This is a genomic window from Micromonospora sp. NPDC049679, assembly GCF_040659735.1.
Taxonomy (GTDB): domain Bacteria; phylum Actinomycetota; class Actinomycetes; order Mycobacteriales; family Micromonosporaceae; genus Micromonospora_I.
On record NZ_JBFANZ010000004.1, the window covers coordinates 150,341 to 170,822 of the forward strand.

Consider the following 20,482-nt stretch of genomic DNA (forward strand, 5'->3'; position numbering starts at 1 on the left):
ACCGCTGACTCTACCGACCTCGCGGCTCGCCGACCTTGGCGTGCCCTCAGTTGATGGTGGCGGAGCCGAGGACGATGTCGCCGGCCGGGTCGGGACGGTAGGCGACGACCGCCTGGCCGGCGGCGACGCCGCGCGCGGGGCGGCGCAGCTCGGCACGGAGGGAGCCGCCGTCGACGACGACCGTCGCCGGTACGGGGTCGCCGTGCGCCCGCAGCTGGACCTCGCACTCGATGGGCGCTTCCGGCAGCTCGCCGCCGGTCCACACCGGACGGATCCCGCTCACGACGGACACGTCGAGCGCCTCGGCGGGCCCGACCGTCACGGTGTTGGTCTTCGGCGTGATGGAGAGCACGTAGCGGGGACGACCGTCCGGCGCCGGCGTCTCCAGCCGCAGGCCCCGGCGCTGACCGACCGTGTACGCGTACGCACCCCGGTGTGCGCCGAGGACCGCGCCGGTCTCGGCGTCGACCACGTCGCCCGGCGCGTCGCCGAGGCGGCCGGCGAGGAAGCCCCGGGTGTCGCCGTCGGCGATGAAGCAGATGTCGTGGGAGTCGGGCTTGTCGGCCACGCCGAGGCCCCGCCGGTCGGCCTCGGCGCGCACCTCCGTCTTGGTGGAGTCGCCGAGCGGGAAGATCGACCGGTCGAGCTGGGCCCGGGTCAGCACGGCCAGCACGTACGACTGGTCCTTCGCGATGTCGACGCTGCGCCGCAGCAGCCCGTCCGGCCCGAGTCGGGCGTGATGACCGGTCACCACCGCGTCGAAGCCCAGGGCGACCGCCCGGTCCAGCACCGCGGCAAACTTGATCTTCTCGTTGCAGCGCAGGCAGGGATTCGGGGTACGTCCCGCCGCGTACTCGGCCACGAAGTCGTCGACGACGTCCTCATGGAACCGGTCGGCCATGTCCCACACGTAGAAGGGGATGCCGATCACGTCGGCGGCCCGGCGAGCGTCGCGGGAGTCCTCCAGCGTGCAGCAGCCGCGCGCGCCCGTGCGGTAGGTCTGCGGGTTGCGGGCGAGCGCGAGGTGCACCCCGGTCACGTCGTGTCCGGCCTCGACCGCCCGGGCAGCCGCCACCGCCGAGTCGACGCCGCCGGACATCGCAGCCAACACCCTCACCGCAGTACCTCCTTCACCCCTCGAGGTTAGCCCCCCGCCACGCCGATCTTGCAGTCGTGGTGGTGCGCGGAACGGGCCGGCCATCTCACACCGCGCAGACATCTGCAGGATCGCGCGGCAGGAGCGGCGCGTCAGGCGCGGGCGGAGCGGATGGCGCCGGCGCGACGCGCCCGCTCCACGGCCCCGGGGAGCGCCGCGACCAGGGCGTCCACGTCCTGCGCTGTCGAGGTGTGGCCGAGGGTGAAACGCAGCGACGAGCGGGCCCGGTCGTTGTCCGCCCCCATGGCGAGCAGCACGTGCGACGGCTGCGCCACCCCTGCCGAGCAGGCCGACCCGGTGGAACAGGCGATGCCCTGCGCGTCGAGCAGGAGCAGCAGCGCGTCCCCCTCGCAACCGGGGAAGGAGAAGTGGGCGTTGCCGGGCAGCCGGTCGACCGGATCACCGTTGTAGACCGCGTCCGGCACCGCCTGCCGGACCCGCCGCACCAGCTCGTCACGGAGCGCGCCGACTCGGGCGGCGTACTGCTCCTGGTTCTTGACCGCGCTCTCGACCGCGACGGCGAAGGCCACGATGCCCGCGGTGTCGAGCGTGCCGGAGCGTACGTCGCGCTCCTGGCCGCCGCCGTGCAGCAGCGGCGTGCAGGGCACCTCCCGGCCGAGCAGCAGCGCCCCCACCCCGGCCGGGCCGCCGAGCTTGTGCCCGGTGATGGTCAGCGCCGCCGCGCCGCTGGCCGCGAAGTCGACCGGCACCTGGCCGACCGCCTGGATCGCGTCGGTGTGGAACGGGACCCCGTGCCGGGCGGCCAGCGCGGCGAGGTCGGTCACGGGCTGCACGGTGCCGACCTCGTTGTTGGCCCACATCGCGGTGATCAGGGTGATCTGGTCGGCGTGCCGGTCCAGCGTGTCGGCGAGGGCGTCGAGGTCGATCCGACCGGCGCCGTCGACCGGGAGCCAGATCGCGGTCGCCCCCTCATGCCGGGCGAGCCACTCCACCGAGTCCAGCACGGCGTGGTGTTCCATCGCGCTGGCCAGCACGCGGTCGCGCGTCGGATCCGCGCCCCGTCGGGCCCAGAAGATGCCCTTGACGGCGAGGTTGTCGCTCTCCGTGCCGCCAGCGGTGAAGATCACCTCTGAGGGGCGCGCGCCGAGAGCGGCCGCCACCCGCTCGCGCGACTCTTCCGCCCTGCGCCGCGCGTGCCGGCCGGAGGCGTGCAGCGACGACGCATTACCCACCTCACGGGCGGTGGCGACGTATGCCTCCAACGCCTCGTCGAGCATCGGCGTGGTCGCGGCGTGATCCAGATAGGCCATCACCCTGCAGCCTATCGGCCGCTGCCGGAGGGCTCGGCGGCCATGGCCGACCGCGTGTCGTGATCGACAGCACGGCGCGGTCGTCGCGGCCCGGCCACCGATACGGCGAGGGCCGGCGACCGCCTCGCGGTCACCGGCCCTCGCCTCCCCAGGTCCCGCTACTTGCGCTTGCGGATCTCCTCGGCGGCCTGCGGTACGACCTTGAACAGGTCACCCACCACGCCGAAGTCGGCCAGTTCGAAGATCGGCGCCTCGGTGTCCTTGTTGACCGCGACGATCGTCTTCGAGGTCTGCATGCCGGCCCGGTGCTGGATCGCACCGGAGATGCCGAGCGCCACGTAGAGCTGCGGCGACACCGTCTTGCCGGTCTGCCCCACCTGGAACTGGTGCGGGTAGAAGCCGGAGTCGACCGCGGCGCGGGACGCGCCGACCGCGCCACCGAGCAGGTCGGCGAGCTCCTCGACGACCTTGAAGTTGTCGGCGTTGCCCACACCGCGACCGCCGGAGACGACCACGGACGCCTCGGTGAGCTCCGGGCGCGAGCCCTTCTGCTCGGCGACCCGCTCGACCACCCGGGCCAGCTTGTCGTTTTCGGTCACCTGGACCTCGACCTGCTCAACCGCGGGGGTGGCCGGCGCCGGGCTCGGGGTGACCGAGTTGGGGCGCAGGGTCACCAGCGGCAGGCCGCGGGTCACCTTGGACTTGACGATGGTCGACCCGGCGAACGCCACCTGGGTGGCGGTGCCGTCGGCGTCGAGCCCCACCACGTCGGTGAGGATGCCGTTGTCCAGCTTGACCGCCAGTCGCGCGGCGATCTCCTTGCCCTCCTGCGAGGAGGCGAGCAGCACCGCGGCGGGCTGCACCCGCTTGACCAGCTCGGCCACGACGGTCGCCTTCGGCGCGACCAGGTAGCCGTCGATCTCTTCGCCCTCCGCGGCGTAGATCTTCTCCGCGCCGTACTCACCCAGTTTTTCGCTCAGCTGCGCGGCGGCGCCGGAGCCACCGAGCACGACGGCGGCCGGCGTGCCCAGCTCGCGGGCCAGCGTGAGCAGCTCGAGCGTGACCTTCTTGACGCCGAAAGCCTGCGTGGCCTCGACGACGACGAGAACCTCAGCCATGACTCAGACCCCTCACACGAACTTTTCGGTGGCGAGGAACTCGACCAGCTTCACGCCGCCCTCGCCCTCGTCGGTGATCTTGGCGCCGCCGGAACGCGACGGGCGCTTGGTGTGCTCGACGACGGCGCTGGTCGCACCCTCGAACCCGACCTCCGACGCGGCCACGCCGAGATCGGCCAGGGAGAGCGTCTGCAGCGGCTTCTTCTTGGCGGCCATGATGCCCTTGAACGACGGGTACCGCGGCTCGTTGATCGTGTCCCAGACGGAGACGACAGCGGGGGTCGTGGCGGTGACCACCTCGTACCCCTCTTCCGTCTGCCGCTCAGCGGTGAGCGTCGAGCCCTCCACGGTGAGCTTGCGCGCACCGGTCAGGGCGGCGACACCGAGCCGCTCGGCCAGCATGTGCGGCATGACCTGCACCCGGCCGTCGGTGGACTCCGCGCCGCAGATGACGAGGTCGGCGTTGAGCGTGCCCAGCGCGGCGGCGAGCACCTTCGAGGTGGCCACCGCGCAGGAGCCGTGCAGCGCGTCATCGAGCACGTGTACGGCCTTGTCCGGCCCCATCGACAACGCCTTGCGGATCGACTCGGTGGCCCGGTCGGGACCCATCGTCAAGATGGTGACCTCGCCGCCGTTGGCCGCCTGGATCTTCAACGCCTCTTCGATGGCGTACTCGTCCATCTCGTTGATGACGTTGTTTGCCGACCCCCGGTCGACGGTGTTGTCGTCACTGCGCAGGTTGCGCTCCGCGCCGGAGTCGGGCACCTGCTTGACGAGTACGACGATGTTCATCGCGCTTCGACGACCCTCCTGTAGGTGTTGCGACGCTCGCCCGATATCGGGTTCTCGGGCGCAGCCTCCCGCTTTCCTGATTGCTCGGTCAAATGCGAGCGCCGCGGGATTGCCCACCAGCCACGTTACTCGCTAGTAGCATCCCGCCAACGGGCACCTAGCGTGACACAGCGCACCGCCGGGAAGATCAGTGGGGTCTGAGTGGATTTGACGGGAGCTAGCGCGAAACGTCCCTAAAGTCCGCACCGGGTACGCGCGTCCGACCACCCCCGCGGTCCGGTCAGTCGCCCCGGCCGAGGGCGCTCCTGACCTTGCTCAGCGCTGCCGCCTCGGGCGCGTCGACGCCCTCGGCCGCGCCGGCCGTACGCAGCGCCGCGGTGACGACGGTGTCCCGGTAGTTGTCGAGCTCGCCGGGTGCCTTCGCGCGCAGGATCTCCACCGCGCGCCGCAGCGCCGGCAGCGCCTCGCGCTCCACCTCGTCCGGCGTGCCCTGCCCCAGCCGCGGCAGATCACCCGTGGTCAACACCGCGTTGACCAGACCGGTGGAGCCGGCGAAGGCGTCGGAGGCGGCGAAGCTCTCCTTGACCATGGAGAGCAGACCGGGTTCGGCGCTGGAGACCAGGAAGACCGCGCCGAACGCGGCGGCCTTGAGTGTCATCCGCTCATCGTCGGTCAGCGACTCAGCCACAGTCACGGAGTGTAGACGTACGGGGTCGTCGTGGTGACCGCGACGAAGCCCAGCCGCTGCAGGATGGGGCGGCTGGCATCGGAGGCATCGACCTGCAGCATCGTGCACCCCCGCACGGACGCGAGCCGCGCACGGTAGGCGACCAGGGACCGGTAGATGCCGCGGTGGCGCCATTCGGGCAGCGTCGAGCCGCCCCACAGCGTGGCGAAGCCGCTGCCCGGGACGTAGCGGATCCACCCGGCGGAGACCACCTCTCCGTCGGGCGCGTCGTCGCTCTGGCCGGCCTCCGCCACCACCACGGTCAGCGCCTTGGGGTCCGCGGCGATCTCCTTCTCCAGCCCGTCCGCGAGCCAGCCGCGCGGCTCGTTCCAGACCACCTCCGTCATCGCCACGATCCGGTCCAGGTCCGCGCGGGCCGTCACCTCGCGCAGGCGTACGCCATCGGGCGGTACCGGCAACGTGTCGGCCAGCGGCGCGACCGGCCCGATCACGACCGTCTCCTGCTCCTCCGGCTCGAAGCCGGCCGCGCGCAGCCGGTCGGCGAGATCAGCCGGCTCGTCGTGGCCGTGCAGCTTCCATTCCACCGGCTCGTCCAGCTCGGTGAAGAGCGCGCGCTGCCGGGCGATCAGAGCGTCCAGGTCGGCGCCGGTGAGCCCGTCGAGGGTGCGGTAGGTGAGGAACCCGCCGTGATCGAGCCCCCGGATCCGGATCAGCGGACCGTCCCGCTCGACGCTGACGCCGGGCGGAACCGGATCGGGCACAGCGGCCCGCAGCCGGGCATCGTAGGCGTCGCGCAGCGTATTGACGTCCAAATCGGTCACCCGTCAAGGCTACGGCGAGCGGCAAACGGATAATCGGGGTTGTGTTCGACGCGATGCGGCAGTGGTTCGACGCGCAGGAGATGCGGCAGGTCGGCACCACGCCCGACTACCGGTTCTCCCTCGCGAACGAACGCACCTTCCTGGCCTGGATCCGCACCGCGCTGGCGCTCGTCGCCGGCGGGCTGGCAGCCGCGCAGTTCCTGCCGCCGATGCCGGTGCCGCATCTGCGCGAGGCGATCGCGGTCGTGCTGCTGCTGCTCGGCGCCACCGTCGCGGTGCGCGCCGTGGACCACTGGGCCCGCGCCGAACGGGCCATGCGCCTCGGTCACGACCTGCCCGCTTCCCGCTTTCCCGCGCTGCTCGCACTGGTGGTCGGCCTCGGCGCGCTGCTGCTGATCGCCGCGGTGCTGGCGCAGGCCGTCCATGACGCGTGACCCCGGGCTGCAGGCCGAGCGGACCCGACTGGCGTGGCGACGCACGGCGCTCACGCTGACCGCCGTCACGGTGCTCACGCTCCGGCTGTCGTTCGGTCGGGGCGCGGTCGGCGCGCTGCTCGCCGCGGCGGCGCTGCTCGGCTGGGCCGCGGTCGTCGGTGTCGGGCACCGCCGGATCAAGGCGATGGCGACGTGCGCCTCCGCCGGACGGGCGCTCCCGCTCTCCGCCCTGGTCATCGCCGGATACGCGGCGATCGGAACGCTCCTCGTCATCACGGGACTAGGCTCAGCGCCGCGTTGAGGCCATCATTGCGGGATGGCCCGCCTGTACGTCCTTGTCTTCATCGCACTGATCGTCCTCGGCGCGATCGCGTTGATCAGCTGCCTCTCCGCCGACGACGCCGATATCCGAGCCCTGCCCCGCATCGCCTGGGTGCTCGTCATCCTGTTCTTCCCGCTGGTCGGCCCGATCGCCTGGTTCCTCGCCGGGCGTCCCGCCACCGCGACCGGCGGCACACCCGGCACCTGGCGCATGGGGGGCGGTTTCCCCGAACACCGGCGACCACGGACGCTCGCCCCCGACGACGACCCGGAGTTCCTCGGCTCACTCAACCCCGAAAAGTCCACACAGGATCACGAGCTCTTCGAACGCTGGGAGGAGGACCTGCGGCGCCGCGAAGGTGAGCTGCGCCGCCGCGAACCGGGGGATCCACCCCGCGAGGAGCAGCAGCCCGAGGCGTAGCGGCTCACGATGCTGCCGCGCGGCGCCGACGCCGGCATCGATCCTGCCGGTCGGCCCCGGGCCCGGTGCCCGATTCGCCGTATCATGGCGCGGTTCCGTCCGCGTCGCTGGTTCCCGCCGGCGCGAAGACCCTGAGAGACGGCTTGATGAACCACGACGCAGAAGACGGGCCGGCGGAGACGACAGCGAAGAGAAGCCGGCGGCTGCCGCTGCTGACGCTGATCACGTACGGCCTCGCGCAGGCGGGTCTGCTGTTCTGGTGGGTGGCCTACCACCCCGGCCTGTTCAGCCCCGACTCGCTCAGCTACATCTGGCAGTCGACCACGGGCAACTGGAACACCCACCATCCGATCTCCTACACGGCGCTCGTGTGGTTGTCGCTGCAGCTCACCGGCGGGCTCGCGGCGCTCACCCTGGCACAGACCGTGGCGATGGCGGCGGGGCTGGCGTACGCGGTCACCGGCCTGCGCCGGCTCGGCGGTCCCGCGTGGCTCTGGTCGGCGGCCGCCGTCACGGTCGTGGCGCTGCCACCCGTCGGCACGTTCGTGATGGCCGTGTGGAAGGACGTCCCGTTCGTCATCTGCCACGTCTTCCTGCTCGGCACGCTCGCCCGGCTGGTCGCCCGTCGCCGCGACGGGGAGGAGTCGCCGTTTCCCCGCCCCCTCCTCCTCGCCCTGGCCGTCGAGCTGACCCTGATCTGCCTGTTTCGGCAGAACGGCTTCGTGATCGTGGCGATCATGGTCGTGCTCTGCGCGCTGCTGCTCCGTGGCGCCGCGGCGCGGATGATCGTCGCCGGGGTCGTCGCGGCGTCGGTCGCGCTGCTGACCAACTGGCTGCTGCTCCCCGCGCTCGGGGTGCGCGACAGCGACTCGATCGTGGCCCTGGAGGCGTTCTTCTCCGACATTTCGGTGGCCTACGCCGCCGATCCGGCCGCGTTCCCGCCCGCCGACACCGCCGTGATGGCCACCGTCGCGCCGCTGTCGCTCTGGCGGGAGTCTGCCAACTGCCACAGCGTCGACACCACGGTCTACGACCCGGCCTTCGACCGGCGGGCCGCCGCCGCCCACAAGGGCGAGCTGCTCGCCGTGTGGTGGGACGCCGCCCGCCGCTCACCCGGCACGATCATCGACGCGCGCATCTGCCGCGGCTCCATCGCGTGGCGCCCCACCTCGACCGGAGGCGTCAGTCGCAACCCCACCCCGTGGGGCATGCGGGTCTACGTCGCGCGCGACACCGCCTTCCAGCAGAGCCCGTTCCGCGACGCCGTCTACGCCGGGCCGCTGAGCGACCGGGCGCGCCGGCTCGCCGACCAGCTCACCGGCCACACGAACGAGCCGGAGTGGCTGCTGTGGCGGGGCGCGAACTGGGCTTACCTGACGTATCTGATCGTCGGCGTGGTCGCGTGGCGGCGGCGGGAACCCGCTCTGCTCGCGCTGGCCACCGTCGCCGTCGCGGGCCAGCTCTCCGTGCTGGTCTTCAACAACGTGCAGGCCGCCCGCTACATGGCCGCGCCGTTCGTGCTCGGCGTTCTCCTGCTGCCCCTGCTGGCGGTGGCCCGGCGGCCCGCCGATCCGGTCGGGTCGGCGACGCCGTCGGAGCCGGCCGCAGCGGAGGAACCCGCGGTCGCGGTCGGCTCCGACCCCGGTCAGGCCAGGTTGGAGGAGCGCGGGTAGGCGTCACCCGGGTCGGTCAGCACGTTGACCAGGTACGGCACGCCGGAGTCGAAGGCGCGCTGCAGGGCCGGGCCGAGATCGGCGGCCTTCCCGACCGTCTCCCCCGCACCGCCCATCGCCCGGACGACCTCGTCGTAGCGGAGTTCCGGCTGGAGGTCGGCGGCCACGTCGTAGCCGTACATGGCCTGCATCGGGTGCTTCTCGAGTCCCCAGATGCCGTTGTTGCCGACCACGATGACGACCGGCAGCTTCTGCCGGACCAGGGACTCGACGTCCATCAGCGAGAAGCCCGCGGCTCCGTCACCCATGAGCACGCAGATCTGCCGGTCCGGGTACGTCACCCGGGCCCCCATCGCATAGCCCATGCCCGTGCCGAGGCAGCCGTACGGTCCCGGGTCCAGCCAGGTGCCGGGGACCGAGGGCTCCAGGTAGCGGCCGGCGTACGAGACGAAGTCGCCGCCGTCGCCGATGGTCACGGCGTCGGGGGCCAGGACGCGGCGCAGCTCACCGTAGATCCGGGCGGGACGGATCGGGTCGGTCTCGGCCGCCATCTCCCCGGCGTCCCGCTCCTTCGCGGCGTCCTCGGCGGCCCGCAGGTCGGCGATCCACCCCGCGTGGTCCTCGCGGTCGCCGGCGTGGTCCGCGAGCGCGGAGAGGATGAGCCGCAGGTCGCCGGCGGGCGAGACGGCCGGCTGGACGTGGGTGGCGCGCTGGCTGGGCGCGTCGACGATGTGGACGACCCGGGCCGCGCCGAAGTCGCCGAAGCCGAGCCGGAAGTCGAGCGGGGTGCCGATCACCACGACGAGGTCGGCGCCGCGCAGTGCGGTGCGACGGGCCTTGGCGAAGGCGAGCGGGTGCTGCGCGGGGAGCGCGCCGCGCCCCATCCCGTTGGTGAAGACCGGGACCTGCAGCGCCTCGGCGGCCTCGCGCAGGGCGGCGACGGCGTCGCCGGCGTAGACGTCGGAGCCGGCGATGATGACCGGACGCTGGGCGGCCGCGATCAGTCGCGCGGCCTTGCTCACCTCGTCCGGGTCTGGTTCGACCACGGGGACGACGGGCGCGTCGGGCGCGGTGGCCTCCGCGACGGAGAAGACGACCTCCAGCGGCAGATCGAGGAAGACCGGGCCGCGGTGCGGGGTCAGCGCCGTGGTGAGCGCGCCCGTGACCGCGGCCGGGATCTCGTCGGTGGCGAAGACCGTCGCCGCGTGCTTGGTGACCGGTGCGACCAGGGGCAGGTGGTCCATCTCCTGCAGGCTGCCCGAGCCCCACCGGAACGCCGGCGCCCTGCCGCCCATCACGAGCACGGGCGAGGCGTTGAAGTAGGCGCTGGTCAGGCCGGAGATGCCGTTGGTGACGCCCGGGCCGGCGGTGAGGACGGCCAGGCCCGGCCGGCGCTGCAGCTTGGCGACGGCCTCGGCGGCGAAGACCGCGGACTGCTCGTGGCGCACGTCGATGATCCGCATCGCCGGCTCGCCGGTGCCGGGCACCGTCTCGTGCGCGGCGTCGTAGAGGGGGAAGACGTGCCCACCGGACAGGGTGAACATCTCGGTGATACCGGCGGCCCGCAGCGCGGAGACCGCGAGTACCCCGCCGTGACCCTCGATCCGCTCTGTCATCGGCCGCTCCCATCCGTCGTCCCGGCCGCCGCCGTCCGGCCCGCCGCGCTCCGGAGCAGGTTACCGCCCGGTCACTTCCACCGTGGACCGGCGGCCGGCCCGACCGCGGGCCCCAGGTGGCGTGCCCGGCGAGCCCGGAAACGCAACTGTGCTCCACACCTTTGCCCTGCTTCCCTCGCGGAAGCAGCAGCTGTCCGGAGCGCCGGCCGGCCGGCGCTTCCGCTGGTGCAGCAGAGCAAAGGCGGAACAACAGGTATCCGGTCGGGGAGCAAGCGGCGGGCCAGCCGCGGAACAGGGTCGGCGGACGGGCCTAGCGGCCGGTGAAGTTCGGCTTGCGCTTCTCGACGAAGGCGGACATGCCCTCGCGCTTGTCCTCGGTGGCGAAGAGCCCGGCGAAGAGCTGGCTCTCCCAGGCCAGACCGGAGGCGAGATCCATTTCCAGGCCGCCGTCGATCGCCAGCTTCGCCGCGCGCAGGGCCTGGGCCGGTCCCGAGAGGTACGGGCGCACGAGCGCGACCGCCGCGTCGTACACCTCGGTGGCCGGGACGACCCGGTCGGCGAGGCCGATCCGGAGCGCCTCGTCGGCGTCGACCATCCGACCAGAGAGGACCAGGTCCTTCGCGCGGGCCGGACCGACCAACCGGGCCAGCCGCTGCGTCCCGCCCGCACCGGGGATGATCCCGAGCTTGATCTCCGGCTGGCCGAGCTTGGCGTCATCGGCGACGACCCGCCAGTCGCACGCCAGGGCAAGTTCGCAGCCACCGCCGAGGGCGTAGCCGGTGATCGCGGCGACCACCGGCTTGGGGATGCGGGCGATGGCGTCGAAGGCGCTGGAGAGCCGGGCCGCCCGGGCGGACATGTCCACGTACGACATGTCGGCCATCTCCTTGATGTCCGCGCCGGCCGCGAAGACCTTCTCGCCGCCGTACACGATGACCGCACGCACCTCGGGCTCGGCGGTGGTCTCCGCCGCCGCGGCGCGCAACTCCTCCTGCACCTGCGTGTTGAGGGCGTTCATCGGCGGGCGTTCCAGCCGGATGGTGCCGATGCCGTCCTTGATTTCCACGCGTACGAAGTCGCCCACGCCCACACCTCCACGTTGAAGTCCGCGTGCGGGAAAGACTACTGACGGGCGCGGATGGGTAGGTACCCTGGTGCCCAACTGACGAGGACAGCGAGATGATCACCTACTACGACGACCGGTTCGTGCAGGTCACCTCGGCCGCCATCCGCGTGGGCGGGCGGAGCTATCCGCTCGCCGAGCTGGCCGGGGTGTGGCACCGACGTGGCTCACGCTCGTGGCGGGCGGTGGCCGGGCGGGGAGCGCTCGGGGCGGCGCTGATCGGGCCACTCGTCGCCGCCGCCATCGGTATCTCGATCGCGCTGAGCATCGACGCGTCGACCAACGCGACGGTCACGTTGGTCGGGGTCTCCTGCCTCGTGGGTCTCGCCGCCGGTCCCCTCGCCGACCTGCTGCTGGACCGGATGGACCGCTCGTACGACCGCGGGGCACACGATCTGCAGATCTGGGCCGATGTGCGGGGCACGCCGGTGTTGGTGCTGCAGACGCGAGACGCGCTCAAATTCGGCCAGATCTACCGCGCCCTGCAGCGGGCGATGGAGAGCGCGACCGTCGCTCGCCGCTGACCGGCCGCCACCTCGTTCGCTCCCGTCGATGCCGACGCTTCGCCCGTCGATCAAGGACGTCTTCACACTGTTTGATCACCATTCGCATGAATACTCCCTTGATCAGCCGCAAAGTCCTTGATCGACGAGCATCTGGCGGCAATTCGGCGCTTCCGGGCAACGCGACGGACAATGTTGCTCATGGCGCTTCCCATCCCTCGACCAACCGCCGTCCTCGACCTGACCAGGGCCGCCGTCGGCCAGGCCGCAGCGACCGCCGCCGCCTTCGCGGCGCTGCCCGGCCGCGCGTTCACCGTTCTCGATGAGATCGAATCCCTGGTCAACCGGATCAACCGGGTGGTCGACCGCGCCGAGACCCTGCTCCCCCGCGTCGATCTCGTCATGGACGAAGCGGAGGAGGCGGCCCGCCGGGTGGCGGTGATCGCGACCGCGGCCACCGCGGCGGTCGAGGAGGCGACGCGGGTCGCCGCCGCGGTCGGGGTGGTCGTCGCGGAGGCGCAGGAGGTCGCCGGGGCCGCGACGACGGTGATCGCCAGCACCAGGGAGACCGCGCACCGCGCGCAGGAACTGCTCTCGGCGTACGAGCCGACGCTGCGCCGGGCCGCCCCGATGGCGGGCCGGTTCGTGGAACAGCTGAGCCCGGAGGAGGTCGACGCGGCGATCCAGCTCGTCGACGAGCTGCCCCGGTTGACCCGGCACCTCACCGACGACGTGCTGCCGATCCTCGCCACCCTCGACCGGGTCGGACCGGACATCCACGATCTGCTCGAGGTCACCCGCGACCTGCGGCTCGCCGCCGCGGGCATTCCCGGGCTGCGGATGTTGCGCCGCCGCGGCGAGGACCGCCTCGCCGAGGAGGAGGCCGCCGAGCAGGAGCGCTGACTCGTCACGGCCGAGACCGGGCCCGCGCGGCGGGTCAGGCCTGCGCGTAGAGGGCGTCGATGTCGGCGCGCTGGGGCAACGACACCGAGGCGCCGAGCCGGCGTACGCACGCCGCCCCGGCGGCGCTCGCCCAGCGCACGGCGTCCACCAGGTCACGGCCCTCACCCCAGGCGACCGCGAGCGCCCCGGTGAACGCGTCACCGGCCGCGGTCGAGTCGACGGTCTCCACCCGGATTCCGGGCACGTGCACCGCGGTGCCATCGCGGTCGCCGTACCAGGCGCCGTGCGCACCCTGCGTGAGCACGGCCCGCCGGACGACCGCGAGCAGCGCCTCGGGATTGTCCCGTCCCGCACCGGCCAGCTCCTGCGCCTCGACCTCGTTGACCACCAGCAGGTCGACGGCGTCGAGCAGTTCGGCCGGCAACGTCCGGCCGGGGGCGGCGTTGAGGACGACCCGGGTGCCCGCAGCCCGGGCCTCGGTCGCCGCCCGGGTCACCGTCTCGACCGGGATCTCCAGCTGCGCGACCAGCACGTCAGCCTCGCGTACGGTCGAGAGCTCCGTCTCGGTCAGCCCGGTGTACGCGCCGTTGGCGCCGGGCGTGACGACGATCGTGTTCTCACCGTCGGCGTTGACGACTATCACCGCAACCCCGGAGGCCCCGTAGATCACCCGCAGGTGCGACGTGTCGACCCCCGACGCGGCGATCCGGGCCTTGAGCGTGACGCCGAAGGAGTCGGAGCCGATCGCGCCGAGGAAGGCACAGTCCGCGCCCGCGCGTACGGCGGCAATCGCCTGGTTGGCGCCCTTGCCGCCGGGGACGGTGACGAAGTCGGTGCCGAGCACCGTCTCGCCCGGTCGCGGCAGGGTCGGCGCCGTGGCGACCAGGTCCATGTTGGCGCTGCCCACCACAACCACCCGCGGACGCGTCATGGCCTTCCTCCGATCGACGGCTGCGGCGAGTGTAGGTCGCCGGATGCCGGTCGCGGAGATCTCTGGCAGGCTTGCCAACCATGGAACGGATGCCGATCGGTGTGATGTACCGCTGCGACAATCCGCCGGAGAACCTGCCGGCCTTCGCCCGGCTGGTCGAGCGGCTCGGCTATGACGAGCTCTGGGTCGTCGAGGACTGTTTCTTCGCGGGGGCGGTCTCGGCCGGTGCGGCCGCCGCGGCGGTCACCGAACGGCTGACCATCGGGCTCGGCATCATGCCCGCCGCCTTCCGCAACCCGGCGGTGGCCGCGATGGAGCTGGCGACGCTGGTCCGGCTCTTTCCCGACCGGATCCTGCCCGGCTTCGGGCACGGGATGGCCGACTGGCTGCGCCAGGTGGGCGCGGATCACCCGTCACCGCTGGCGGTGCTCCGTGAAACCGTCGCCGCGGTCCGGGCGCTGCTCGCCGGCGAAACGGTCACCACCGCGGGACGGCATGTGCGGCTGGCCGACGTGGCGCTGCGGTTCCCGCCCGCGGCACCGCCCCCGATCTCGACCGGGGTACGCGGCGAGAAGTCGCTGCGGCTCTCCGGCGAGGTGGCCGACGGCACGATCCTGGCCGAATGCGCGAGCCCCGCGTACGTGCGTTGGGCGCGCGAGCGGATCGATGAGGGGCGCCGGGCCGCCGGCCGCACCGACTCCCACCGGCTCACGGTCTACGCCCATTTCGAGTTCGACGAGGCGCGGTCGGGCGCGCGCCGGGAGATCGCCGGCCGGCTGCTCGACGGCCGGCCGCTGCCGCCGCCGGACGGGGACCTGACCGAAGAGATCACCGCCCTGCTGAAGGAGGCCGGCGACGTCGAGTCGTTGGCCGCGGCGCTCCCGGAGCGCTACGTCGACCGGTTCGCCGTCGCGGGCAGCGCCGAGCAGTGTGCGTCGGCGATCGGCGCGCTCGGCGCGGCCGGGGCGGACGCGGTCGTGCTCATACCGTCCGCCGATCCACAGCTGGCCGTCGCACAGGTGACGCTCGCCGCCGAGGCGTTGCTCCCCCGGCTGCGCGGCTGAGCCTGTCCGGTGTGGAGGATCGTCAGGCCGCCCGGGCGGCGAAGCGGTCCCCCACCCGCTCGACGACCAGCGGCAGCCCGAAGGTCTTCGACAGGTGCTCGCCGGTGAGCGTGTCGCCGAGCAGACCCTGCGCCACGACAGTGCCCTCCCGCAGCAGCAGCGCGTGGGTGAAGCCCGGCGGGATCTCCTCCACGTGGTGGGTGACCAGCACCAGCGCCGGGGCGTCCGGGTCGTAGGCGAGCTCGGCGAGGCGGGCGACCAGGTCCTCCCGCCCGCCGAGGTCGAGGCCGGCGGCCGGCTCGTCGAGGAGGAGCAGCTCGGGGTCGGTCATCAGCGCCCGGGCGATCTGCACCCGCTTACGCTCGCCTTCCGACAGCGTGCCGTACGTCCGCTCGGCCAGACCCGCGACGCCGAGCTGGTCGAGCAGGCCGCGGGCGCGGACCTCGTCCATGATCTCGTAGCTCTCCCGGAAGCGTCCGACCACCGACCACGCGGCGGTGACCACCACGTCGTGCACCCGCTCGTCGGCAGGGATCCGGTCGGCGAGCGCGGCCGTGGAGAGCCCGATGCGGGTGCGCAGTTCGGTGAGGTCGGTGCGGCCGATCTTCTCGCCCAGCACGTGCGCGGCGCCCGTCGTCGGATGCGCCCGGCCCGCCGCGAGGTTGAGCAGCGTCGTCTTCCCCGCGCCGTTCGGCCCCAGGATGACCCACCGCTCGTCCAGCTCCACCCGCCAGGTCAGGTCGTGCAGCAGCGGCTTGCCGGAGCGGGTCACGCCGACTCCGTCGAGGTCAATCACCAGGTCGTCGTCCACGGTAGGCACGCGCCCATCCAATCACGCGCCCGTTCGCGCCCCCCACCGGCATCGCCCTGCCCGTGACGATCGCCCCGGTGTCATTGATCACCGCAGGGGGGAGGCGCGGATGAGCGCGATCATCGAGATCGAAGGACCGCGCAAGACGCTCGGCCGAACGCTGCGGGGCAGCGGGTCGCGCTGGACGGTTTGGACATGCTGGTCGAGCCGGGGCAGGTGCACGGCTTCCTCGGACCGAACGGCTCGGGCAAGACCACCACCTGCCCGCGATGGCTCAGACGCGGGTAATCCGCACCGCGTCGGCGATGACGTAGCCGGCGCCGGCCGTCCACCGGCTCACCCCCACCTTGTTCCCGTCGCCGCGGGCGAGCGTGAACGTCCCGAGGTTGCGCCACTGCCCTCCGGTCATCCGCTGGTTGACCTGGACGGTCTTGATGCCGCTCGTGGTGGCGATCAGATACGGCGTCCTGTCGTTGTATCCGCGGTCGGCGGGATACCAGGCCTCGACGCGGTAGTCGGCGGTCTCCGGGATGTTCACCTTGTACCAGGCGGGATCGCTCGCCTTGAGCGGACGCGCGAAGCGGTAGTTGCCGCCGTACCGCTGGCCGGAGTACGCGGACGACCCCCAGTTGCGGCTCGCGGTGAACCGGCCCGGCGTGAGGTTGTCCACCGTGGTCGACCAGCCGCCGGTCACCAGCCGCATGTAGTAGTTCCAGTTCCAGTGCGGGCCGGGGTCGGTGTGGTCGGCGCCGGGCACCTCGATGTGCCCGAGGATGTGCCTGCGGTCCTTCGGGATGCGGTACTTGTTGCACAGGTGCCGGGTGAGCGCCGCGGAGGAGCGGTACATCGTGTCGGTGAACCAGGACGCCTGGTTGACGTAGCCCTCGTGCTCGATGCCGATGGACTGGGTGTTGTAGCTCCAGTTGCCGGCGTGCCAGGCGACGTCCTTGTCCCGCACCGACTGGGTCACCGCGCCGTCGCGGGAGCGGACCGTGTAGTGCGCGCTGACCTCCGCGCTCGGATTGCGGAACCAGTTGACCGTCCCGGCGTACGAGCCCTGGGTCACGTGGATGACCACATAGTTGATGTTGTACGAGGATTCCCGGCTGGAGACGGTGTAGTTCTCGGGGTGCGCCGCCACCCAGGCGGCCGGGCCGTAGTCGGCGCTCAGCGTGCCGATGTCGGCGTCCGGCCCGCCGGACGCGGCGACCTTCGCCAGCGGCCCGCGGCGCGGGTCGACCGGGCGCGGCGCCACCCGGAAGAGCCCCGCCGCGGTCGGCACGGTGAACCCGGTGGCGAGCAGGTCGTAGACGGTGTCGCCGTACATCCGGGCGACCGCCGGTTCGATGGCGCCTCCGTAGCGGACGACTGTCCCGTACCAGCGGTTGACGTCGCCGCGATGCGCCGCGGTCAACCCGGCGGCGTCGGCGTAGCTGCGCAGCACAGCGGCGGCGCCGGCGATGTTCGCGGCGAGCTGCGTCCGCAACGCGGCTGCGGACAGGCCGGTGAGGGCGGCCGCCTCGTCGAGGGTGCGGACCGCGGGGTTGTTGGCCAGGTGCATGACGCCGTGACCGCCGGAGGCGCTCGCGGCGCCCCCGTGATCGTCGAGGTGGGTTTCCGCGTAGCCGAGCGCGGCCAGCAGGTCGCGCGGGACCTCGTAGCGGGTTGCGGCGCGGTCGAAGGCGGCTACGAGCCCGTGCGGCCGGGGCAGGTCGGGATCCGGCGCGGCCACCGCCGGCTCGGCGGAGACCCCGACGGCGAGACCGAGGGCCCCGAGGACGGACGCGCGGGTGAATGTCCTCCGGCCGCATGACGTGGGCGTGCGAGACGGGGAGATACGTTGGGCCACCGTCACTCCTTCCGAGTGATGGGACGTCCCCCGCTGCGGGAACGCCGGATGGCCGTAACGTATGGCTCCCCCGAAAACGGCTCACGGCGTAGCCGGGAAACTCCTACACATGCGGGACCGACCGGCACCGGCGGCCCCCCGGGAGTCGGCGGATCAGCCGACGGTGGAGCCGAACACCTCGTCGCGGACGGCGTCCAGTGCGGTACGGAGCGCGCCCTCCAGGACCGGCTCGGCGAGCACCTCGGTAGCCACGACGCGCGGTGTGACGAGCGTGATCGCCGCGACCTCGTGCTGCACCCGTTCGGCGAGCGCGCTCCCCCCGGCCTGCCCCACCTCGCCGGCGAGCACGACCAGGGGCGGGTCGAGCACCACGCAGGTGCTGGCGACGCCGAGCGCGAGTCGGCGGGCCACCTCGTCGAGGACGGGGCCTCCGCTGGTCCCCGCGGCGATGGCGGCGCGGATCGCGTCCGCCGCGTTCGGCGCGCGGAAGCCGTGCTCGCGCGCGACCGCGCGGACCGCGTCGGCGCCCGCGATCTGCTGGAAGGCGGGCTTGGCGCGGCGCGACACATCGCGTGGGATCGACGCCCCGGGCACGGGCAGGTAGCCGATCTCGCCGGCCGCCCCGGAGCTGCCGTGGTGCAGCCGCCCACCGCGCATGATGGCGAGGCCGAGACCGACCCCGGCCCACACGAGCACGAAGTCGTCCACCCCGCGGCCGGCGCCGGTGTGCGCTTCCGCGACCGCCGCCAGGTTGACGTCATTCTCGAACACGACCGGGGTGTGCAGGTCCTCGCGGAGCGCGGCGAGCAGCCCGCGGTGCCAACGCGGAAGGTTGAAGGCGAAGGTGATGTCGCCGGTCGCGGGATCCACGAGGCCCGGCGTGCCGAGCACGACGCGGCGGACGCTGGCGAGTTTGGCCTGCGCGCTCCCCGCTGCCTGCACCACCGCGTTGTGGACCACGCCGACGGGGTCGTCGGTGTCTTTCGTCGACTGCTCGACCCGACCGATCACCGCCCCGGTGATGTCGGAGCAGGCGGCCACCACGCGGTCGGGGCCGACGTCCACCCCGACCACGTGGGCGCTGCTCGGAGTGACCGCGTAGAGCTGCGCGTTGGGTCCGCGCCCGCCGGCCTGCTCGCCCACCCGGCTGACCAGCCCCCGCTGCTCCAGGCGCTCCACCAGCTGCGACGCCGTCACCTTGGACAGCCCGGTGAGCTCGCCGAGCTGCGCGCGGGTGAGCGGCCCGCGGGCGAGCAGCAGTTCCAGTGCCGCCCGGTCGTTGAGCGCGCGCAGCAGGCGGGGGGTGCCGGGTAGGCGCGTGGGACCCATGGCGACGTCCTCTAGCATTAAGGAAACTTAACTATTAAGGTTGGTCAACCTTAACGGGTAGCCGTAGCGTAATGGCCGGCACGGGGTTCAACGGTCACACGACGCGGCATCCGCGGGTTACCGAGACGGACCTCTCCGGTGGACACTCGGACCGGGGGATGTCGGAGGGGGAGACACGATGGCGACGGATCCCGGGCTTCGCCGGCTGGCGCTGCGCACGCTGCTGGCCGCCTTCCGCGGCACCACCCCGCCCCAGTGGGCGGTCCAGCTGGTCGCCGACGGGCTGGCCGGGCACACCCTCTTCGGCTTCAACATCGACCATCCCGAGCAGATCGCCGCGACCACCGCCACGCTGCGGGCCGCCCGCCGCGACGTGTTGATCGCGATCGACGAGGAGGGCGGCGACGTCACCCGGCTCGCCCACGCCACCGGCAGCCCCTACCCGGGCAACGCGGCGCTCGGCGCGGTCGGCGATGTCGCGCTGACCGGCCGGGTCTACCAGGCGATCGGCGCGGAGCTCGCGGCGGTGGGCATCAACCTCAACCTCGCCCCGACCGTCGACGTCAACACCGCCGACGACAACCCCATCATCGGCACCCGGTCATTCGGGGCCGATTCCGCCCGGGTCGCCGAGCATTCAGCCGCCGCGGTCGCCGGCCTGCAGGCCTCCGGCGTCGCCGCCTGCGCGAAACACTTCCCCGGCCACGGCGCCACCGTCGCGGACTCGCACTACGAGCTGCCCACCGTCGATGTCCCCCTCGACGTGTTGCGCGCCCGCGACCTGCCGCCCTTCGCCGCGGTCGTCGGCGCGGACGTCAAGGCCATCATGACCGCGCACATCCGGGTGCCCGAGCTCACCGGCGCGCTCCCGGCCACCTTCAGCCGCGCGGTCCTCGTCGACCTGCTCCGCGGCGAGTACGGCTTCACCGGCGCGGTCATCACCGACGCACTGGAGATGAAGGGGGCGGCGATCGCCGCGGGCGGCATCGGACCGGCCGCCGTCCAGTCGCTCGCGGCCGGCGCGGACCTGCTCTGCATCGGCGCCCAGGTGGATGCCGCGCTGGTCGAGGACGTCGTCGCCGAGATCGTCGCCGCGCTCGACGACGGGCGGCTCGACCTCGCCCGGGTCGAGGAGGCCGCGGCCCGCGCCGAGGCGCTCGCCGGGTGGACCGTGCGGTCCGCGGTGGACCCGACCGCACCGACAGACCTGGGGTACGCCGCCGCGCGCCGCGCGGTGCGGGTCGAGGGTGACCTCGCCGGACTCGCCACGCCGCTCGTCATCCACCTTGCGGCCTCCTCCACGATCGCGGAGGGGCGGGTCCCGTGGGGGCTGGGTCCGCACCTCAACGGCACCGAGCAGATGCAGGTGGTGCCGGTCGAGGCGGACGCCGACGCGCTGCTGCGCCGGGCCGGCGAGCGTCCGATCGTGCTGGTCGGACGGCACGCCCACCGGGTCGCGGGGGCCCGTGAGCTGATCGAGGCGTTGGCGGCGCGGCACCCCGTGACGGTGGTGGAGATGGGCTGGCCGTCACGGTGGCGCCCGGCCGGGGTCCGGGCCTTCGTCACCACGTACGGCGCGAGCCACGCCAACGGGCGCGCGGCCGCGGAGACGCTCGGCCTGGCCGTCTGACCCACGTCACCCCGCTGGACAGCCGGCC

At 72.8% G+C, this 20,482-nt stretch carries 20 protein-coding genes and 1 pseudogene; 9 read left to right on the forward strand and 12 right to left on the reverse strand.

Annotated elements, in window-relative coordinates:
* Positions 1-46: 46 nt before the first annotated feature.
* The 6 genes from mnmA to AB0J06_RS04815 form a co-directional block, all read right to left on the reverse strand.
* On the reverse strand, positions 47-1,117 hold the full coding sequence (mnmA, locus tag AB0J06_RS04790) for a tRNA 2-thiouridine(34) synthase MnmA (protein ID WP_357424652.1): 1,071 nt from the start codon (positions 1,115-1,117) through the stop codon (positions 47-49).
* A gap of 131 nt (positions 1,118-1,248) precedes the next feature.
* A complete protein-coding gene (locus AB0J06_RS04795; RefSeq protein ID WP_357424655.1) occupies positions 1,249-2,427 on the reverse strand; it encodes a cysteine desulfurase family protein in 1,179 nt (392 codons plus the stop codon).
* 158 nt (positions 2,428-2,585) lie between these two features.
* The gene (locus AB0J06_RS04800; protein ID WP_357424657.1) at positions 2,586-3,545 is read right to left on the reverse strand and encodes an electron transfer flavoprotein subunit alpha/FixB family protein; all 960 of its coding nucleotides are present in this window, start codon (positions 3,543-3,545) and stop codon (positions 2,586-2,588) included.
* A 12-nt stretch (positions 3,546-3,557) separates the two neighbouring features.
* The gene (locus AB0J06_RS04805) at positions 3,558-4,337 is read right to left on the reverse strand and encodes an electron transfer flavoprotein subunit beta/FixA family protein (RefSeq protein ID WP_357424659.1); all 780 of its coding nucleotides are present in this window, start codon (positions 4,335-4,337) and stop codon (positions 3,558-3,560) included.
* Between the two features lie 280 nt (positions 4,338-4,617).
* Complete coding sequence (locus AB0J06_RS04810; RefSeq protein ID WP_357424661.1) at positions 4,618-5,031, reverse strand: hypothetical protein; 414 nt, start codon at positions 5,029-5,031, stop codon at positions 4,618-4,620.
* On the reverse strand, positions 5,028-5,846 hold the full coding sequence (locus AB0J06_RS04815) for a GNAT family N-acetyltransferase (RefSeq protein ID WP_357424663.1): 819 nt from the start codon (positions 5,844-5,846) through the stop codon (positions 5,028-5,030). The genes AB0J06_RS04810 and AB0J06_RS04815 overlap by 4 nt, the downstream gene beginning before the upstream one ends.
* 41 nt (positions 5,847-5,887) lie before the next feature.
* Between AB0J06_RS04815 and AB0J06_RS04820 the strand changes: the two genes are divergently transcribed.
* The 4 genes from AB0J06_RS04820 (at position 5,888) to AB0J06_RS04835 (ending at position 8,695) form a co-directional block, all read left to right on the forward strand.
* A complete protein-coding gene (locus tag AB0J06_RS04820) occupies positions 5,888-6,280 on the forward strand; it encodes a DUF202 domain-containing protein (RefSeq protein ID WP_357424665.1) in 393 nt (130 codons plus the stop codon).
* Entirely contained in the window at positions 6,270-6,581 is a 312-nt protein-coding gene (locus AB0J06_RS04825; protein WP_357424667.1) for a DUF202 domain-containing protein, read from the forward strand. Before AB0J06_RS04820 ends, AB0J06_RS04825 begins: the two co-directional genes overlap by 11 nt.
* A gap of 15 nt (positions 6,582-6,596) precedes the next feature.
* Positions 6,597-7,022 carry a PLD nuclease N-terminal domain-containing protein gene (locus AB0J06_RS04830; RefSeq protein ID WP_357424669.1) on the forward strand — a complete coding sequence of 142 codons (426 nt, stop codon included), beginning with the start codon at positions 6,597-6,599 and terminating at the stop codon, positions 7,020-7,022.
* A 146-nt stretch (positions 7,023-7,168) separates the two neighbouring features.
* The gene (locus AB0J06_RS04835) at positions 7,169-8,695 is read left to right on the forward strand and encodes a DUF6020 family protein (protein ID WP_357424671.1); all 1,527 of its coding nucleotides are present in this window, start codon (positions 7,169-7,171) and stop codon (positions 8,693-8,695) included.
* On the opposite strand, the gene AB0J06_RS04840 is transcribed toward AB0J06_RS04835, so the two are convergent.
* Both AB0J06_RS04840 and AB0J06_RS04845 read right to left on the reverse strand, forming a co-directional pair.
* Positions 8,668-10,311 (reverse strand): acetolactate synthase, encoded by a 1,644-nt coding sequence (locus tag AB0J06_RS04840; RefSeq protein ID WP_357424673.1) that lies wholly within the window; start codon positions 10,309-10,311, stop codon positions 8,668-8,670. The genes AB0J06_RS04835 and AB0J06_RS04840 overlap by 28 nt on opposite strands.
* A gap of 310 nt (positions 10,312-10,621) precedes the next feature.
* A complete protein-coding gene (locus AB0J06_RS04845) occupies positions 10,622-11,395 on the reverse strand; it encodes an enoyl-CoA hydratase-related protein (RefSeq protein WP_357424675.1) in 774 nt (257 codons plus the stop codon).
* 95 nt (positions 11,396-11,490) lie between these two features.
* Here AB0J06_RS04845 and AB0J06_RS04850 point away from each other — a divergent pair, with 95 nt between their 5' ends.
* Entirely contained in the window at positions 11,491-11,958 is a 468-nt protein-coding gene (locus tag AB0J06_RS04850) for a DUF6232 family protein (protein WP_357424677.1), read from the forward strand.
* A 180-nt stretch (positions 11,959-12,138) separates the two neighbouring features.
* Positions 12,139-12,840: a hypothetical protein gene (locus tag AB0J06_RS04855; protein WP_357424679.1), complete on the forward strand. Its 702-nt coding sequence runs from the start codon at positions 12,139-12,141 to the stop codon at positions 12,838-12,840.
* A 34-nt stretch (positions 12,841-12,874) separates the two neighbouring features.
* Here AB0J06_RS04855 and AB0J06_RS04860 read toward each other — a convergent pair whose 3' ends face one another.
* The gene (locus AB0J06_RS04860) at positions 12,875-13,771 is read right to left on the reverse strand and encodes a ribokinase (protein ID WP_357424681.1); all 897 of its coding nucleotides are present in this window, start codon (positions 13,769-13,771) and stop codon (positions 12,875-12,877) included.
* An 89-nt stretch (positions 13,772-13,860) separates the two neighbouring features.
* Here AB0J06_RS04860 and AB0J06_RS04865 point away from each other — a divergent pair, with 89 nt between their 5' ends.
* Complete coding sequence (locus AB0J06_RS04865; RefSeq protein WP_357424683.1) at positions 13,861-14,835, forward strand: LLM class flavin-dependent oxidoreductase; 975 nt, start codon at positions 13,861-13,863, stop codon at positions 14,833-14,835.
* A 22-nt stretch (positions 14,836-14,857) separates the two neighbouring features.
* On the opposite strand, the gene AB0J06_RS04870 is transcribed toward AB0J06_RS04865, so the two are convergent.
* Positions 14,858-15,667: an ABC transporter ATP-binding protein gene (locus AB0J06_RS04870; RefSeq protein ID WP_357424685.1), complete on the reverse strand. Its 810-nt coding sequence runs from the start codon at positions 15,665-15,667 to the stop codon at positions 14,858-14,860.
* Positions 15,668-15,755: 88 nt separating this feature from the next.
* Here AB0J06_RS04870 and AB0J06_RS04875 point away from each other — a divergent pair.
* Positions 15,756-15,907: pseudogene (locus AB0J06_RS04875) on the forward strand (ATP-binding cassette domain-containing protein); the annotation flags it as partial.
* A gap of 13 nt (positions 15,908-15,920) precedes the next feature.
* Here the strand turns inward: AB0J06_RS04875 and AB0J06_RS04880 are convergent.
* Together AB0J06_RS04880 and AB0J06_RS04885 are read right to left on the reverse strand one after the other, a co-directional pair.
* A complete protein-coding gene (locus tag AB0J06_RS04880; RefSeq protein WP_357424687.1) occupies positions 15,921-17,495 on the reverse strand; it encodes an N-acetylmuramoyl-L-alanine amidase in 1,575 nt (524 codons plus the stop codon).
* Positions 17,496-17,648: 153 nt separating this feature from the next.
* Complete coding sequence (locus AB0J06_RS04885; protein ID WP_357424689.1) at positions 17,649-18,824, reverse strand: ROK family transcriptional regulator; 1,176 nt, start codon at positions 18,822-18,824, stop codon at positions 17,649-17,651.
* 178 nt (positions 18,825-19,002) lie between these two features.
* On the opposite strand from AB0J06_RS04885, the gene AB0J06_RS04890 reads away from it, so the two are divergent.
* A complete protein-coding gene (locus tag AB0J06_RS04890) occupies positions 19,003-20,454 on the forward strand; it encodes a glycoside hydrolase family 3 N-terminal domain-containing protein (protein ID WP_357424692.1) in 1,452 nt (483 codons plus the stop codon).
* Positions 20,455-20,482: the final 28 nt, after the last annotated feature.

Bases quoted from the DNA above. Each gene is read 5' to 3' on its own strand.
- AB0J06_RS04795 (WP_357424655.1), bottom strand. From the start codon at position 2,427: ATGGCCTATCTGGATCACGCCGCGACCACGCCGATGCTCGACGAGGCG.
- AB0J06_RS04800 (WP_357424657.1), bottom strand. From the start codon at position 3,545: ATGGCTGAGGTTCTCGTCGTCGTCGAGGCCACGCAGGCTTTCGGCGTC.
- AB0J06_RS04805 (WP_357424659.1), bottom strand. From the start codon at position 4,337: ATGAACATCGTCGTACTCGTCAAGCAGGTGCCCGACTCCGGCGCGGAG.
- AB0J06_RS04825 (WP_357424667.1), top strand. From the start codon at position 6,270: ATGACGCGTGACCCCGGGCTGCAGGCCGAGCGGACCCGACTGGCGTGG.
- AB0J06_RS04830 (WP_357424669.1), top strand. From the start codon at position 6,597: ATGGCCCGCCTGTACGTCCTTGTCTTCATCGCACTGATCGTCCTCGGC.
- AB0J06_RS04835 (WP_357424671.1), top strand. From the start codon at position 7,169: ATGAACCACGACGCAGAAGACGGGCCGGCGGAGACGACAGCGAAGAGA.
- AB0J06_RS04840 (WP_357424673.1), bottom strand. From the start codon at position 10,311: ATGACAGAGCGGATCGAGGGTCACGGCGGGGTACTCGCGGTCTCCGCG.
- AB0J06_RS04850 (WP_357424677.1), top strand. From the start codon at position 11,491: ATGATCACCTACTACGACGACCGGTTCGTGCAGGTCACCTCGGCCGCC.
- AB0J06_RS04855 (WP_357424679.1), top strand. From the start codon at position 12,139: ATGGCGCTTCCCATCCCTCGACCAACCGCCGTCCTCGACCTGACCAGG.
- AB0J06_RS04860 (WP_357424681.1), bottom strand. From the start codon at position 13,771: ATGACGCGTCCGCGGGTGGTTGTGGTGGGCAGCGCCAACATGGACCTG.
- AB0J06_RS04865 (WP_357424683.1), top strand. From the start codon at position 13,861: ATGCCGATCGGTGTGATGTACCGCTGCGACAATCCGCCGGAGAACCTG.
- AB0J06_RS04885 (WP_357424689.1), bottom strand. From the start codon at position 18,824: ATGGGTCCCACGCGCCTACCCGGCACCCCCCGCCTGCTGCGCGCGCTC.
- AB0J06_RS04890 (WP_357424692.1), top strand. From the start codon at position 19,003: ATGGCGACGGATCCCGGGCTTCGCCGGCTGGCGCTGCGCACGCTGCTG.